At 62.6% G+C, this 15,538-nt stretch carries 17 protein-coding genes; 6 read left to right on the top strand and 11 right to left on the bottom strand.

Annotated features, from left to right (window positions below; translation table 11 throughout):
- Positions 1 to 13: 13 nt before the first annotated feature.
- Positions 14 to 2,026, bottom strand: a complete 2,013-nt coding sequence (gene mutL, locus LHAB_RS10090) for a DNA mismatch repair endonuclease MutL (RefSeq protein WP_090045923.1) — start codon at positions 2,024 to 2,026, stop codon at positions 14 to 16.
- Between the two features lie 38 nt (positions 2,027 to 2,064).
- Here mutL and LHAB_RS10095 point away from each other — a divergent pair, with 38 nt between their 5' ends.
- Positions 2,065 to 2,703, top strand: a complete 639-nt coding sequence (locus tag LHAB_RS10095; protein WP_090045926.1) for a DedA family protein — start codon at positions 2,065 to 2,067, stop codon at positions 2,701 to 2,703.
- A 60-nt stretch (positions 2,704 to 2,763) separates the two neighbouring features.
- Here the strand turns inward: LHAB_RS10095 and LHAB_RS10100 are convergent, their stop codons facing one another.
- Together LHAB_RS10100 and tsaE are read right to left on the bottom strand one after the other, a co-directional pair.
- Entirely contained in the window at positions 2,764 to 4,149 is a 1,386-nt protein-coding gene (locus LHAB_RS10100) for an N-acetylmuramoyl-L-alanine amidase (RefSeq protein ID WP_090047884.1), read from the bottom strand.
- Positions 4,139 to 4,693 (bottom strand): tRNA (adenosine(37)-N6)-threonylcarbamoyltransferase complex ATPase subunit type 1 TsaE, encoded by a 555-nt coding sequence (gene tsaE / locus LHAB_RS10105; protein ID WP_090045928.1) that lies wholly within the window; start codon positions 4,691 to 4,693, stop codon positions 4,139 to 4,141. The genes LHAB_RS10100 and tsaE overlap by 11 nt, the downstream gene beginning before the upstream one ends.
- Before the next feature lie 24 nt (positions 4,694 to 4,717).
- Here tsaE and queG point away from each other — a divergent pair, with 24 nt between their 5' ends.
- Positions 4,718 to 5,782 (top strand): tRNA epoxyqueuosine(34) reductase QueG, encoded by a 1,065-nt coding sequence (queG, locus tag LHAB_RS10110; RefSeq protein ID WP_090047886.1) that lies wholly within the window; start codon positions 4,718 to 4,720, stop codon positions 5,780 to 5,782.
- Between the two features lie 130 nt (positions 5,783 to 5,912).
- Here the strand turns inward: queG and LHAB_RS10115 are convergent, their stop codons facing one another.
- Positions 5,913 to 6,818, bottom strand: coding sequence for an AEC family transporter (locus LHAB_RS10115; RefSeq protein WP_090045930.1), 906 nt, complete (start codon positions 6,816 to 6,818; stop codon positions 5,913 to 5,915).
- 146 nt (positions 6,819 to 6,964) lie between these two features.
- On the opposite strand from LHAB_RS10115, the gene LHAB_RS10120 reads away from it, so the two are divergent.
- Together LHAB_RS10120 and xerD are read left to right on the top strand one after the other, a co-directional pair.
- Positions 6,965 to 7,939, top strand: coding sequence for a tripartite tricarboxylate transporter substrate binding protein BugE (locus tag LHAB_RS10120; RefSeq protein WP_090045933.1), 975 nt, complete (start codon positions 6,965 to 6,967; stop codon positions 7,937 to 7,939).
- A 9-nt stretch (positions 7,940 to 7,948) separates the two neighbouring features.
- A complete protein-coding gene (xerD, locus tag LHAB_RS10125) occupies positions 7,949 to 8,857 on the top strand; it encodes a site-specific tyrosine recombinase XerD (protein WP_090045935.1) in 909 nt (302 codons plus the stop codon).
- 132 nt (positions 8,858 to 8,989) lie between these two features.
- Here xerD and LHAB_RS10130 read toward each other — a convergent pair whose 3' ends face one another.
- Entirely contained in the window at positions 8,990 to 9,766 is a 777-nt protein-coding gene (locus LHAB_RS10130) for a ferritin-like domain-containing protein (protein WP_090045937.1), read from the bottom strand.
- Positions 9,767 to 9,852: 86 nt separating this feature from the next.
- Between LHAB_RS10130 and LHAB_RS10135 the strand changes: the two genes are divergently transcribed.
- Positions 9,853 to 10,377 (top strand): gamma carbonic anhydrase family protein, encoded by a 525-nt coding sequence (locus tag LHAB_RS10135; RefSeq protein ID WP_090045939.1) that lies wholly within the window; start codon positions 9,853 to 9,855, stop codon positions 10,375 to 10,377.
- 78 nt (positions 10,378 to 10,455) lie between these two features.
- Positions 10,456 to 11,442, top strand: a complete 987-nt coding sequence (locus LHAB_RS10140) for an Hsp33 family molecular chaperone HslO (RefSeq protein WP_090045941.1) — start codon at positions 10,456 to 10,458, stop codon at positions 11,440 to 11,442.
- An 89-nt stretch (positions 11,443 to 11,531) separates the two neighbouring features.
- Here the strand turns inward: LHAB_RS10140 and LHAB_RS10145 are convergent, their stop codons facing one another.
- From LHAB_RS10145 to kdsA, 6 genes are read right to left on the bottom strand one after another with little or no spacing between them, the layout of a single operon-like run.
- On the bottom strand, positions 11,532 to 12,200 hold the full coding sequence (locus tag LHAB_RS10145) for an AAA family ATPase (protein ID WP_090047887.1): 669 nt from the start codon (positions 12,198 to 12,200) through the stop codon (positions 11,532 to 11,534).
- A complete protein-coding gene (pnuC, locus tag LHAB_RS10150; protein ID WP_228763407.1) occupies positions 12,197 to 12,769 on the bottom strand; it encodes a nicotinamide riboside transporter PnuC in 573 nt (190 codons plus the stop codon). Before pnuC ends, LHAB_RS10145 begins: the two co-directional genes overlap by 4 nt.
- Positions 12,766 to 13,041: a cell division protein FtsB gene (gene ftsB / locus LHAB_RS10155; RefSeq protein WP_090045943.1), complete on the bottom strand. Its 276-nt coding sequence runs from the start codon at positions 13,039 to 13,041 to the stop codon at positions 12,766 to 12,768. Before ftsB ends, pnuC begins: the two co-directional genes overlap by 4 nt.
- Positions 13,042 to 13,047: 6 nt before the next feature.
- On the bottom strand, positions 13,048 to 14,334 hold the full coding sequence (gene eno / locus LHAB_RS10160; protein ID WP_090045946.1) for a phosphopyruvate hydratase: 1,287 nt from the start codon (positions 14,332 to 14,334) through the stop codon (positions 13,048 to 13,050).
- Between the two features lie 49 nt (positions 14,335 to 14,383).
- Entirely contained in the window at positions 14,384 to 14,671 is a 288-nt protein-coding gene (locus LHAB_RS10165; protein WP_090045948.1) for a DUF1330 domain-containing protein, read from the bottom strand.
- Positions 14,668 to 15,522, bottom strand: coding sequence for a 3-deoxy-8-phosphooctulonate synthase (gene kdsA, locus LHAB_RS10170; protein WP_090047891.1), 855 nt, complete (start codon positions 15,520 to 15,522; stop codon positions 14,668 to 14,670). The genes LHAB_RS10165 and kdsA overlap by 4 nt, the downstream gene beginning before the upstream one ends.
- Positions 15,523 to 15,538 lie beyond the last annotated feature (16 nt).

Here is a 15,538-nt window from a genome sequence, read left to right on the forward strand (position 1 = left end):
GTGAGGTGCACCATCACCGACCTCGCAAGAACAAAGCATCCAGATCGCGCATGGACATCTGCCGCCAGGTGGGACGACCATGGTTGCATTGGTCGGAGCGTTCGGTTTCTTCCATCTGACGCAGCAAACCGTTCATCTCGTCCAGCGTGAGGCGCCGGTTGGCGCGGACCGCGCCATGGCAGGCCATGGTGGCCAGAATCTCGTTTTGGGCGCGCTGCACCACGGTGCTGGCGTCGTGCTGGGCCAACTCGGCCAACACGCTGCGGGCCAGCTCTACCGCGTCGCCTTGCGCGAGACTCGTGGGCACGGCGCGCACGGCCAAGGTTTTGGCCGACAGGGGCGAGATTTCCAAGCCGAGTTGCGCCAGTGCTTCGTTGCAGGCCTCGGCCGTGGCCACCTCGGTGGGCGTGGCGGCAAAGGTGGCCGGGATCAGCAGCGGTTGGCTGGCGATGCGCGGGCCTTCGCCATCGGCAGCGTTGAGCTGGTTTTTCAGGCGTTCGTAAACGATGCGCTCGTGTGCGGCGTGCATGTCCACCACCACCAGGCCTTGCTTGTTTTCGGCCAAGATGTAGACGCCGTGCAGCTGCGCCACGGCGCGGCCCAGTGGCCACTCGCCTGGGGGCAGGGGCGTGGACTGCGCGTTGGTTTCTGTATTTTTGGGGGCGAAAGCGGTGTCGGCTTGGGCGGGTGTGCGCGTTGTCCCGGGACCGGTCAAAACGCCCCCTGGCCATGTGGGCGGGGCGGGTTCTTGGGCGACGTCGGCGTTGCTGCGCTCAGCCGGGTTCCACAACGCCTTCAGGTCGGCCATGGCCTGTTCGCCATCGACGCGGGGACGTGAAAAATCTGCGGGCTTGTAAGCCGGGGCGTTGAAGCTTGACGGTCCGGGGCGCTCAAACGCCATGCCGCCTTGCTGCCAGCTGGCCGATTCGGGCACGGCCTTGGAGGCGGGCGTTTTCAAGTCGAAGTCGCTGGGCGCATCGGCCGGTGCATCGCTCAGGTTTTGCGAGCGCGGTGCGGCCAGCGCGCTTTCCAGCGCATGCCGCACCGCCTGGTGCACGGCGCGGCTGTCGCGAAAACGCACTTCAATCTTGGTCGGGTGCACGTTCACGTCCACCAAGGTCGGGTCGATCTGCATGAACAGCGCATAGGCCGGTTGCTTGTGGCCGTGCAGCACGTCTTCGTAAGCGCTGCGTGCCCCGTGCATCACCACTTTGTCGCGCACAAAGCGGCCATTCACATAGGCAAACTGGTGGTCGGGGCGCGAGCGTGCGGCGTCGGGCAAACCAGCGCGGCCGATCACCTTGAGCGGCCCGGCTTGGTATGCCACGGCAATGGACTGCGCCACGAACTCGTCGCCCAGCACATCGGCCAGGCGTTGTTCCAGGCCGGCAGCGCCGGGGTGCACACGCCACTGCTCGACCAGCTTGCCTTCATGCCAGATGGCAAAGCCCACATCGGGGCGGGCCAGGGCGTGGCGTCGCACGGCCTCGATGCAGTGCGCCAGTTCGGTGCTGTCGCTTTTCAAAAATTTGCGCCGGGCCGGGGTGGAAAAAAACAGCTCTTTGACTTCCACCGTGGTGCCCACGGCGCGGGCGGCCGGGCGGATCTCGCCCGTGCGGCCGTCCAACGCAAAGGCGGTGGCTTGCCCGTCCATGCGCGAGAGCAAGGTGAGCTCGGACACCGAGTTGATGGCCGCCAGCGCCTCGCCCCGAAAGCCCATGGTCATGACCGATTCGAGCTCATCGAGGTTGCCGATCTTGCTGGTGGCGTGGCGCTTCAAAGCGGTGGCCAACTCGTCTGGGGCGATGCCGCCGCCATCGTCCTCCACCGAAATCAGCCGGGTGCCGCCGCCCATCAGGCGCAGCGTGATGCTTTGCGCGCCAGCGTCCATCGCGTTGTCGACCAGTTCGCGCACCACCGATGCGGGGCGCTCGACCACCTCGCCTGCGGCGATCTGGCTGATCAGTTCATCGGGGAGTTCGCGGATGGGGCGGCGCGCGGAAGCCGGGGTCTGTTGGGCGGTCACCTGCTGATTTTAGGGGTTTGTCCGGGGATAATTGCCGCATGGACATTCTTTTGCAACTCGTCGATTTCATCCTCCATGTGGACCGTTACTTGGAGGCTTTTGTCGCCCAATACGGCGCTTGGGTGTATGCCCTGTTGTTCCTGATCATTTTTGTGGAAACTGGCGTTGTCGTCATGCCTTTTTTGCCCGGCGACTCGTTGTTGTTCATTGTGGGGGCCATGTGCGGCGCGGGTTTGATGAGCTTGCCGCTGGTCATGGGATTGCTGCTGGTGGCGGCCATTTTGGGCGACCAGACCAACTACACGATCGGTCGCTACTTCGGCCCCCGGGTGTTCCAGTGGGAAGATTCCCGGTTTTTCAGCCGCAAGGGCTTTGACCAGGCCCACGCCTTTTATGAAAAATACGGTGGCATCACCATCATCTTGGCGCGATTCATGCCGTTCATTCGCACTTTTGTGCCCTTTGTGGCGGGCGTGGCCGAGATGACCCGCAGCAAGTTCACGCTGTTCAATGTGGTGGGCGGCTTCATTTGGGTGGTGGGCCTGACCCTGGCCGGCTACCTGTTTGGCAATTTGCCCATCGTGCAAACGCACCTGAGCAAAATCATTTGGGCCTTGATCATCGTGCCGGGGCTGATCGCCATGTTCGGGGCATGGAAAGCCCGACAGGCCCGCTGACCGTTGCTCTGACCCGTTTGGATGGACACAGGGGTGCTTAAAAAGCCCTGATGGCCGCCCTCACAGGCTTCGGTTGCGTGCCAGCGGTGGATTGCGCGAAAAGTACTGCACGATGCCGCGCATCAGGGCATCGGTCAGTTGTTGCTGGTAGGCGTCGCTGCGCAGTTTTTCTTCTTCTTCCGGGTTGCTGATGAAGGCGGTCTCCACCAACACGCTGGGAATGTCGGGGGCTTTGAGGACCGCAAAACCCGCCCTTTCAACGCGGGGCTTGTGCAACTTGCCCACGCTGCCGATCTCGCGCAGCAGGCTGCCGCCGAGCTGCAGGCTGTCCCGGATTTGCGCTGCGGTGCTCATGTCGAGCAGGGCCCGTTGCACTTGGGCATCCTGGCTGCCAAGGTTGATGCCGCCGATCAGGTCGGCCTTGTTTTCTTTTTGTGCGATCCACTGGGCATCCTTGCTGGAGGCCGCACCCTCGCTGAGCGCGAAGACGCTCGCCCCCTGGGGCCTGGGCGAGTAAAACGCGTCGGCGTGGATGCTGACAAACAGGTCGGCTTGCACGCGCCTGGCTTTTTGCACCCGCACATGCAGGGGCACAAAAAAATCGGCATCGCGCGTCAAAAAAGCCCGCATCGGGCTGCCTCCCACACTGCTGGCGTTGATGCGCTCACGCAGCATCTTGGCGATCTTGAGCACCACATCTTTTTCGCGCGTGCCGCCGGGGCCTATGGCACCGGGGTCTTCGCCGCCGTGGCCCGGGTCCAGTGCGATCACGATCAGACGGTCGGTTTGGCCAGGCGCCAGCTGTGGCCGCGCAGGGTGGTCGGGACGGTCCATCGACACAGCAGGCGGCGGCAGAAGGTCTTGACGCCGGGTGGAAGGTGCGGGCGCGGCACCTGGCAGCGTTTGCCGGGCAATGAGCTCGCCTAGAGGGTCATTGACCACGGCGTTTGTGCTGGGCAGACCGTGGGGCGCAGCAGGCGCTTTGGCCATGACGCGCTCTTGAATCAGTTGTTCCAACGGGTCGATGGCTTCGCTGGGGTACAGGTCCAGCACCAGCCGGTGGGCATAGGCGGCGACAGGTGGCAGGGTGAAGACTTGGGGGGCGATGGGCCGTTTGAGGTCAATCACCAGACGCACGGTGTTCGCATTGAACTGGCCGACCCGAATGCCCGCGATGTTGGGGTCTGAGGCTTGCACCTTGCCCACCAATTCACGCAAGGCGGCGTTGAGCCCCATGCCCTCGATGTCAATGGCCAGACGCGGCGGCGAGGCGATGAAGGTTTGGGTGGTTTTGAGGGCCGTGTCCGATTCGAGCGTGACCCGGCTGTAGTCGGGTGCGGGCCAGATGCGCACGGCCAGCAGGTTGGCCCCGCGTGCGAGTTGCGCTGCGCCCAGGCTGAGCGCCAGAAAGCCTGCTTTGAGCAGGCGGCGGCGGTCAGCCTGCATGGTCTGGCACGCCATCATGGGTCCAGGCCTGTAGCCAGGTGCGGCCAAGCGCCGTGCCCGCGCTGATGCGCACTTGGCGCTGGTCTTCGTCGAGGGCCACCAGCGCAATCACCCAGTCAGGGGGCGGCAGTTGCCCGGCCACCTTGTCGGGCCACTCCATGAGTTTGAGGCCCGGCCCGGCAAAAATGTCACGAAAGCCCGCGTCTTCCCATTCCTGCGGGTCGTTGAAGCGGTAAAAGTCAAAATGCCAGATGGGCCAAGCGCTGTCGCCATTGCACGCTTGGTGGGGCTCCACCACGGCGTAGGTCGGGCTTTTGATCCGGCCCTTCACCCCGGCCGCCCGCAGCAGGTGGCGCACCAAGGTGGTTTTGCCCGCGCCCAGGTTGCCGCGCAGCTCGATGCGCGCATCGCGCCCGCCGGGCCATTGGCCAAGGCCTTGCGCCAGTTGCGTGGCAAAGGCCTGCGTGGCGGCCTCGTTCGGCCACAAGCCCTCCCAATGCGCTGGAGCGGCGGGGCTTTCTACAATCGGCGGGTGACTGCTCAACGTACTCAAATCGACCTTCTTGAACTGTGGCCCCAGATCCAGATCTGGGGGCGTGAGTTGGGATTGTCCCAAATTGGCGTGAGCGGTATCGATTTGTCCTCGGCAGAGCCCGGGTTACAAGCTTGGTTGGACGCGGGCTTTCACGGCAGCATGGCTTACATGGAAAGCCATGGCATGAAGCGCGCGCGCCCCGCCGAGCTGGTGCCGGGCACCGTGAGCGTGATCACCGCCCGCATGGATTACCTGCCTGCGGACACACCACTCGACTGGCTGGCGCGTGAAACCGCCCGCAGCCTGCAGCCGGGCGAGGCGGTGGTCTCGCTGTATGCCCGAGGGCGCGATTACCACAAGGTCTTGCGCAGCCGCCTGCAAAAACTGCAAGACCGTATCGCCGAGGTGATTGGCCCCTTTGGCCACCGCGTGTTCACCGATTCGGCCCCGGTGATGGAGGCCGAGCTCGCCACCCGCAGCGGCCTGGGCTGGCGCGGCAAACACACCTTGGTACTGAGCCGTGAGGCTGGATCCTTGTTTTTTCTGGGCGAGTTGTTTGTCGACTTTGCCCTGCCCGCAACGCCCAGCGTGTCGGCGCATTGCGGCCAGTGCACAGCCTGCATGGATGTGTGCCCGACGCAGGCCATCGTGGGGCCGTACCAGTTGGATGCGCGGCGTTGCATTTCTTATTTGACGATCGAACACGCTGGTGCCATTGACGAGGCGCTGCGCCCGCTGATCGGCAACCGCATCTACGGCTGCGACGATTGTCAGTTGGCCTGTCCCTGGAACAAATTTGCGCAGCTCAGCCCTTTGGCCGATTGGCAGCCCCGTGAGGGTTTGGGTGCGCAAAGCATCGCAAAACTGATGGCTTGGAATGAGGCCGAGTTTTTGCGTCGCACGGAGGGCAGCGCCATCCGCCGCATCGGCCATGCGCGCTGGCTGCGCAATCTGGCTTTGGCGGCGGGCAATGCCTTGACCTCGCCGGCTTTGCCTGAATCAGAGCGCCAGGCTTTGCGGCAGGGTTTGGCCGCGCACGTGGACCATCCGGACCCGGTATTGCAAGAGCAGGTGGCCTGGTCGCTGGCCCGCGGGTGATCAGTTTGGTTTGACCTTATTTGTCATACCCGCGAACGCGGGTATCCATGACAGGCGAAGGCATAGACCCCCGATCAAGTCGGGGGTGACAGTTGCGGGTGTCGGGGGTGATACGTCGCGAAATTCTGCGTTAGTGCAGAACCCCCAGCGCAAATGGCAGGCTCCACATGCCGGACAAGGTCGACAGCGTCACCAGCCCCGCGACATAGGGGCCGTTGTAGCCCATGCGGGCCGCCAACACATAGCAAGTCGATGCCGTGGGCAAGGCCGAAAATGCGAGCAAAACAGTGGTTTGCAGGGTGTCGAGCTGAAACAGGCGGGACATGCCCACGGCGATGAAAGGCAGCACCAAGTGCCTGATCATCAGCATGCCCATGCCCAGCAGTTTGCCGTGGCGCAAGGTGCCCAGTTGCATGCCTGCGCCGGCTGCCATCAAGCCCAAGGCCAAAGACGCGGCACCGATGCGGCTGACACTGGGGTCCAGCCATTCGGGAATGCGAAACCCCAGCAGGTTGGCCGCCAGGCCCGATCCGGTGGCGATGATCAGCGGGTTGCGCACCAATTCGCGCAAAAACCCGGTGTTGGCCTGTCGGGCCATGGGCCAAACGGCCGCAATGTTGAATGCCGGCACGCACACGCCGATCAGCACCGAGATCATGAGCAGGCCCTCGGGACCAGCCAGGCGTTCGGCCAGCGCCAGGGCAATGAAGGAGTTGAAGCGAAACGCCACCTGGGCGCTGGCTGCGTGATCGCGTCGGTCCAACCGTTTGCCCAAAATAGGCCAATAGGGCAGGCTATAGGACAAAGCGATGGCGCACACGCCTAGGCTCAGGCCAGCGCCGATCAGGCCAGAGGCCGCATTCAGGTCCAGCGGGCTTTTCAGGATGGAGTGAAACAACAAAACCGGGAAAAGGAAAAAATAGACCAGACTCTCCACCTGTTGCCACACGGGGCGGTTCAAGGCGGTGAAGCGGCAGATGAGATAGCCGCACAAAATCAGGGAAAAATCGGGAAAGAGGAGTTGGGCAAAGTTCACTGGTCTAGGATAACTGACCCTTGAGGTGGCTCCAGCCGGGCCATGTCACCTCGGGTGCATTATTTTTTGAAGGTTTTATGGGTTTTCCCCCTCACGACAGGGGCCCGTTTTTGCCTATCATGTGGCATCTTTTTAGGAGTGTTCGAATGAAGCGTCGCAGTTTGGTTTCCGCAGCTGGTTTGGCTGTCACCGTTTTAGCCAGTGGTTCGGTGTGGGCGCAGGCTTACCCCAACAAACCCATCAAATTGCAAGTGCCTTTTGCACCCGGCGGCACCACCGACATCGTGGCCCGTGTGATTTCGGAGCCCTTGGGCAAAGCTTTGGGCCAAAACGTGATTGTGGAGAACAAAGCCGGTGGCGGCGGTGTGGTGGGTGCAAACGAGACGGCCAAAGTCGCACCTGATGGTTACAACTTGGGCATGGCCACGGTGTCCACCACCGCCGCCAACCCGGCCATCAATCCCAAGATTCCGTACAACGTCCTGACCGACTTCACGCCCATCATCAACATTGCGGCCACGCCCAACGTGATCGCGGTGCACCCCAGTTTCCCGGCCAAGGACTACAAAGCCTTTGTGGCTGAAATCCAAAAGAACCCAGGCAAGTATTCCTACGCGTCCTCGGGCACGGGCGGCATTGGTCACCTGCAGACCGAGCTGTGGAAGAGCCTGACCGGCGTGTTCATCACCCACATCCCTTACCGGGGCGCAGGCCCAGCCCTGAACGACACGGTGGCCGGTCAAGTGCCGATCATTTTTGACAACCTGCCCTCGGCATTGCCTTTCATCCAAACCGGTAAATTGGTGCCGATTGTGGTGGCCGCGCCCCAGCGCTTGCCCCAGTTGCCCAATGTGCCCACCTTCAAGGAAGTGGGTTTGGAGCCGGTCAACCGCATGGCCTACTACGGCATTCTGGGTCCCAAGAACCTGCCCAAAGAGGTGGTGGACAAGATCAGCGCTGGCGTGAAAAAAGCCCTGCAAGAGCCGGGTGTGACCAAGCGCATCAACGACACCGGCTCTTTGGTCGTGGCCAACACGCCCGAGGAGTTCACGGCCCAAATCAAGGCCGAGTTCGAGGTCTACAAAAAGGTGGTGGACCAGCAAAAACTCAAGCTGGACTGATCCCAGTCCATGCACGAGGCCAGCCAGAACGCCATCGACCGATTTGCCGAGGCCCTCTGGTTGGAGGATGGTTTGTCCGCCAACACCTTGGCGGCCTACCGTCTGGATTTGTCCCTCTACGCCTCCTGGCTTTTTTTAACGCACAGGCTGGCGCTGGAGGCGACCCAAGAACACCACCTGCAGGCTTATTTTGCCGAGCGCCATGGCCAGACCAAGGCCACATCCGCGAACCGCAGGCTCACCGTGTTCAAGCGTTTTTTCCGTTGGGCTCTGCGCGAACGTCTCACCCAGGCCGACCCCACCTTGCGCATGCTCGCCGCCAAACAGGCGATGCGTGTGCCCAAAACCTTGGGCGAGGCGCAAGTCGATGCGCTTTTGTCGGCCCCTGATGTGGCCACCTCATTGGGCTTGCGTGACCGCGCCATGCTCGAGCTCATGTACGCCAGCGGTCTGCGCGTGAGCGAGTTGGTCAGCCTCAAAACCCTGCACGTTTCACTCAACGAAGGCGTGCTGCGCATCATGGGCAAAGGCAGCAAGGAGCGGCTGGTGCCCTTTGGCGAAGAAGCCCGCGAATGGCTGCAGCGTTACATGGGCCAGGCCAGACCGGCCATGCTGGGCCAGCGCCAGACCGAAGACCTCTTTGTCACGACCAGCGGGCCCAAGGCGGGCACCGGCATGTCGCGCGTCATGTTCTGGAGCCTGGTCAAGCGCTATGCCATCGAGGCGGGCATCACATCGCCGTTGTCGCCGCACACCTTGCGCCACGCCTTTGCCACGCATTTGCTCAACCATGGGGCCGATTTGCGGGCGGTGCAGATGCTTTTGGGCCACGCCGACATCTCGACCACCACCATTTACACCCATGTGGCGCGAGAGCGCCTCAAAATCCTGCACGCCCAGCATCACCCCAGGGGCTGATGGCGCATCGAATGAGGGCCTGCCTTTTGTGGGAGGCCGCCCCTGAGGCCGAATGCTGGCGGGGCCCATGGCCTCATTCGCGAGCAAGGGCTCGACCCCAACAAAACTTTGCCTCGGATCTGGACATCGGGCTCAGCTGAGCGCGGCCAATTCGGCTTCTTCAAAACCCGCCAGCCGCCGCGCCGCCATGTTGAAGGGGGGGCGCAGTTTGGGGGCGTCGTACTGCGCGATCAGCTCGGCGTAGGTGCCGACCGGGTCCAGCCCCCGCTGCGCGCACAGGTAGCGGTACCAGCGGTTGCCTGCGGCCACATGGCCAATTTCCTCGTCAAGAATGATGTCCAAGATCTCACCCGCTCGGTGGTCCCCCACGCTGACCAACTTGTTTTTCACCCCTGGCGAGGCGTCCAGGCCGCGCGCCTCCATGGTGCGCGGCACGATGCCGATGCGGGCAAGGATGTCGCCCTGGGTGCGCTCGGCCATGTCCCACAGGGTGTTGTGCGCCGGAAAGTCGCCGTAGTCAAAACCCATGTCCAGCAAGTGCTGGCGCAGCAAGCTGAAGTGCTTGGCCTCTTCCTGGGCGATGCGCACCCAGTCGGTATAGAAGGCCTCGGGCAGCCCCGCAAAGCGCCAGACCACATCGAGCGCCAGGTCGATGGCGTTGAGTTCAATGTGGGCGATCGAGTGCACCAGCATGGCCCGGCCCTCGGGGGTGGCCATGGATTTGGCTTTGAGCTGGGTGTGGGGCACCAGCACTGGGCGGGCGGCGCGGCCTGGGCTTGCAGCGGGAGCGCTCAGGCTGTCGAGTGCGCCCACAGGCAGGCTCAGGTCCAGCGCCAAAGTGGCCTGGGCCTTCAGGTTCGGGTCGGTTTGCGCCCAAGGAAGCAGGGCGGCGGAGCGCAGGGTGTGCATGGTGATCGCTGACAGCGCCCACGGCGGGGTGTGGGCATCCCTACAATTGTAGGTTTTCAAGAAAACCCAACCGACAGGAGACCGCCATGGCCATTTACCAACTGGATGATCAAACCCCCAACGTCGCCGACAGCGCCTGGGTGGCCGACAACGCGCAGGTCATGGGCGCGGTCAAGATCGCGGCCGATGCCAGTGTTTGGTTTGGCGTGACGGTGCGTGGCGACACGGAGACGATTGAAATCGGCGAGGGCAGCAACATCCAGGACGGCAGCGTGATGCACGCCGACCACGGCAAACCGATCAAGGTGGGCAAGCACGTCACCGTGGGCCACATGGTCATGCTGCACGGCTGCACGATTGGCGATGAGTCTTTGATCGGCATTGGCGCGGTGGTGCTCAACGGTGCCAAGATTGGCAAGAACTGCCTGGTGGGTGCCGGTTCGCTGGTGACCGAGGGCAAGGAATTTCCCGATGGCTCGATGATCATGGGCACCCCCGCCAAGGTGGTGCGCGAGTTGAGCCCTGAGCAGATCGAAGGCCTGCGCCAAAGCGCCCGCCATTACGTAGAAAACGCCCGCCGATTCAAGGCAGGCCTGAAAAAAATCAGCTGACATTTCGGATGATTTTTTGGCCAGTCCAAACGCTTTTTAACTTTTGAGGATCGGCCCCACGGGGCTGTTGATTGCACTTTGTCCGAACTCCATAAATTCATTTTTGAAGGCCTGCCGGTGCGCGGCATGCTGGTGCGCCTGACCGATGCCTGGCAAGACATCCTGGCGCGCCGCGCCGCCAACTCCGAGACGGGCGCCTACCCCGCGCCGGTGCGCCAGCTGCTGGGTGAGATGGCCGCAGCCGGCGTGCTGATGCAGGGCAACATCAAGTTCAATGGCGCTTTGGTCCTGCAGATTTTTGGCGATGGCCCGGTCAAGTTGGGGGTGGTCGAGGTGCAGCCCGATTTGAGTCTGCGGGCCACCTGCACGCAGGTGGGCGAGGTGGCCGAAGACGCGACGCTGAGCCAGATGGTGAACGTGAACAACGCCGGACGTTGTGCCATCACCCTCGATCCGCAAGACCGTTTGCCTGGCCAGCAGCCTTACCAAGGTGTGGTGCCTTTGTTTGGCGACCGGGGCGAAAAGCTCGAGAACATCAGCGAGGTGCTCGAGCATTACATGCTGCAATCTGAACAGCTCGACACCGTGCTGGTGCTGGCGGCCGACGACCAGGTCGCGGCGGGCTTGCTGATTCAGCGTTTGCCCATCGAAGGTCAGGGCAATCTGGCCGGGCAGGTGGATTCGCTCATGCGGGAGTCGGTGCTCGGCCAAAGCGAAGACTTCAGCCGCATCGCGATCCTGACCAAGAGCCTCAAGCGCGAAGAGCTGCTGGGGCTGGACGCCGAAACCATCTTGCACCGCCTGTATTGGGAAGAGCCGCTGGCCCGTTTTGAGCCCCTCATGGGCGAGTCCGGCCCCCGCTTTGCCTGCCGCTGCAACCGCGAGCGGGTGGGCCACATGATTCGCAGCTTGGGCACCGAAGAGGTGGAGGGCATCATCGCCGAGCAGGGCCAAGTGGAAGTGGGCTGCGACTTTTGCGGTGCGCAATACCGCTTTGACCCGGTGGATGCTGCGGGCCTGTTCACAGGTCTGCCCACCGATTTGCCCGGCGGCACGGTGCACTGAAACGTTGGTGGGCGCGAGCCCCTGCTCGCGAATGATGGAGCCTGCCACGGCGCGCGTTTGGCCGCGGGGGCGACCTCCCAGAGGAGTTTTCAGTCTGATCGCTTGGCCAGCAGCCCTGTGAACAGTTGGTGTTCACACGCCGGGTCGCTGCATTCGTTGCATTGCCACACGGTGCGGCCCTGATTGATGGCAAATTGGGCGTTTTCTCGGGTCGTGCGGGCCGCATCGTCTTCACCCGACAGCCCCAAGGCCAGCAAAGCATTGTTCAGTCGTTGGTGGCCTTGTCCGTAAACCACGCGGTAGTTGATTCCCGCGCGCTCCAGTGCCCGACGCAACAGCGTGTCCACCGGGCCACGCACGTGTGGGCCGTCGCGCTGCAGTCCATCGGCTACCCAGGGCAGGTCCAGCCCGGTGACCAAGGTGATGTCGTACAGGGCTTGGTGTGCCAAAGCCATGGGGTAAAGACTGTCGTCGTCAAACAGCATATGGCTGTAAACCGCCGTCATGAGGGGGGTCGTGTCCGCAATCAGCCAGCCCGGCGGGGCTTGTGTCACGGCGCGGGCCTGCTCAATCGCGATGCCCATTTGTTCGTGAGCCTGCGGTGTACGGCCTTCGCGTGCGCACCACTGTCGCAGGACTTCATCCACGGTGACAAGGGCGTGTCCCCGTGCGCGCAATGCGCTGGACAAGGCCTGTGCCAGCCAGGATTTGCCAGTGCTTTCAGCGCCCACAAGGGCGATGCGCTTTATGGGGGTCATGCGGTCTGCATCTGCAGTTTGCGCTGCCAAGCGCGCCAGCCCCACACGCTCATGGCGGTGAACAAAACATAGAGCAGGGCGGTCAGCCAGAGTTCTTTGTGTACAAACAGCGCCACGCTGATCACGTTGACCACCCCCCAGACCCGCCAGTTGTCGATGTATTTGCGACCCAAAAGGACCTGGCCGACCAAGCTCAGGGCGGTCGGCAAGGCATCCCACCAGGCCACATCGCTGTCTGTGAAGTGTTGCAGCAGCAGGGCCAGTGCGGGCCACAACAAGGCGCTGGCGATCAGCACCCACCACCAACCCCGGCTCGACAGCCGCTGGATCACCAGGGCAGGTTGCGCATCCGCGCCCTTGCGCAGCCATTGCCACCAGCCCCAGAGGGCCAAAGCCGCAAACAAAATTTGCAAGCCGGCCTCGCCGTACAGCAGGCTGCCCTTGAACACAAAGAAGTACAGGACCGAGCTGGCGATGGCCAGCGGCCAGCTCCAGTGCAGCTCCTTGATGCTGCAGACCACCATCACCAAGGCCAGTACGAAACCAGCCACCTCGGTTGTGGACATCATTTGGCGATTTGTACGAAGATTTCGTTGGGTTTGACCATGCCCAGCTCTTGGCGAGCCCGCTCTTCGACCATGTTCAGACCTTCTTTGAGGTCATTGACCTCGGCATGGAGTTGCTCGATCTGCAGCCGTGCCTCTTCATTGGCCATTTTTTGTTGCTGCAGTTCACGCTCGAGCTCGGCCACACTGGGCACACCGCCTTTGCCCAACCACAGCTGGGCCTGGATGATCGCCAGCAAGGCGATCAGCACGATCGGAACGAGGCGGTTGCCCATCGGCGATCAGCGCAGGTTGTAAAAAGCGCTGCGACCCGGGTACACGGCCACGTCGCCCAGGTCTTCCTCGATGCGCAGCAGCTGGTTGTATTTGGCCATGCGGTCTGAGCGGCTCATGGAGCCGGTTTTGATTTGGCCAGCGTTCAGGCCCACCGCGATGTCGGCGATGGTGCTGTCTTCGGTCTCGCCTGAGCGGTGCGAGATGACGGCGGTGTAGCCGGCACGCTTGGCCATTTCGATGGCTTCAAAGGTCTCGGTCAAAGTGCCGATTTGGTTGATCTTGATCAGGATCGAGTTGGCGATGCCTTTGTCAATGCCTTCTTTGAAGATCTTGGTGTTGGTCACGAACAGGTCGTCACCCACGATCTGCACGTTTTTGGCCAAACGGTCGGTCAGCACTTTCCAGCCATCCCAGTCGCTTTCGGCCATGCCGTCTTCGATGCTGATGATGGGGTACTTGTCACACCAGGTGGCCAGCATGTCGGTCCACTGCTCGGACGTCAGGCTGATGCCGCCTTCACCGGCCAGCACGTATTGGCCGTTTTTGTAGAACTCGCTGGCCGCGCAATCGAGGCCAATGGCGATCTGCTCGCCAGCGGTGTAACCGGCTGCGGCAATCGCGTCCAGCACCATCTGGATGGCCGCTTCGTGGCTGTCGATGTTGGGGGCAAAGCCGCCTTCGTCGCCCACAGCAATGCTCATGCCCTTGTCGTGGATGATTTTCTTGAGGGCGTGGAAGACTTCAGCGCCCCAACGCACGGCCTCGCGGAACGACGGTGCGCCCACGGGGATGATCATGAACTCTTGCAAATCCAGGTTGTTGTTGGCGTGCGCGCCGCCGTTGATGACGTTCATCATGGGCACGGGCAGCTGGTTGCCGTTCATGCCGCCAAAGTAGCGGTACAAAGGCAGGCCGGACTCTTCGGCCGCCGCGCGGGCCACGGCCATGGACACGGCCAGCATGGCGTTGGCGCCCAGGCGGCTCTTGTTGTCGGTGCCGTCCAGGTCGATCAGGGTGCGGTCCAAAAAGGCTTGCTCAGAAGCGTCCAGGCCCAACACGGCTTCGGAAATTTCGGTGTTGATGTGCTCCACAGCCTTGAGCACGCCTTTGCCCAGGTATCGGCTCTTGTCGCCGTCTCGCAGCTCGATGGCTTCGCGGCTGCCGGTGGACGCGCCCGACGGCACCGCCGCGCGGCCCATGACGCCGGACTCCAGCAGCACGTCGCATTCGACGGTGGGGTTGCCACGGCTGTCCAAAATTTCTCGGCCGACGATATCAACGATTGCACTCATTTTTCAACTCTCTCAATTTAAAAATAAAACGGTTCCACAGGCCGGCGGCTCAGACACCTTCGACGGCCACCATGCGCATGATGGCGGCGCCTGCGCGGGCTTCGCGGGCTTTCAGGTATTCGGGCAGTTCATAAAAAGCCTTGGCGGCCTCGAACGAGGGAAACTTCAGCACAACGATGCGCTCGGGTGCCCAGTCGCCTTCGAGCACTTGCACCTGGCCACCGCGCACGCAGACTTCGGCGCCTGCCGTTTTCATGGCGGCCGTGGACCATTTTTTGTACTCTTCGTATTGGGTGGGGTTGGTCACCTGGACGTGCGCGATGATGTAGCCGCTCATGAAAAGTCATCCTCTAAAAATGGGTTTTTCTTGGTCACGGCATCGAGCTGAACCAGGGTTTCCAGCAGGGCCCGCATCTTGCCCAGCGGCACGGCGTTGGGGCCATCCGACCAGGCCTCGGCAGGCTTGGGGTGGGTTTCCATGAAGAGGCCCGCCACACCGGCGGCCACGCCAGCGCGGGCGAGAACAGGCACCATCTCGCGCGCACCGCCGCTGCTGGTGCCTTGGCCGCCGGGCTTTTGCACCGAGTGGGTCACGTCGAACACCACAGGCGCGCCGGTTTTGCGCATCTCGGCCAGGCTGGTCATGTCGGCCACGAGGTTGTTGTAGCCAAAGCTCACACCGCGCTCGCAGGCCAAGAAATTGTCTTCGGGCAAACCGACTTCGCGCGCTGCGCTGCGGGCTTTGTCGATGACGTTTTTCATGTCCCAAGGGGCCAAAAACTGGCCCTTCTTGATGTTCACCGGCTTGCCCGACTGCGCCACCGCGCGGATGAAATCGGTCTGGCGGCACAAAAAGGCGGGGGTCTGCAGCACGTCGACCACGCTGGCGACGGTTTTGACCTGCGACTCCTCGTGCACATCGGTGAGGATGGGCACACCGATTTGGCGACGCACCTCGTCCAGGATTTTCAGGCCCGCATCGATGCCCACACCGCGCTGGGTGCTGCCCGAGGAGCGGTTGGCTTTGTCGAAAGAGCCTTTGTAAATGAGCGGGATGCCTAGGGCGGTGCAGGCCTCTTGGAGGCGCCCAGCCACCTCGATGGACATCTCCAGGCCCTCGATGGAGCAGGTGCCCGCGATCAAGAAGAAAGGCTGATCCAGGCCGACATCAAATCCGCAAAGTTTCATGGCTTGCTCCGTTGCG

This window comes from Limnohabitans sp. 2KL-27, assembly GCF_001269345.1.
Lineage (GTDB): Bacteria > Pseudomonadota > Gammaproteobacteria > Burkholderiales > Burkholderiaceae_C > Limnohabitans_A.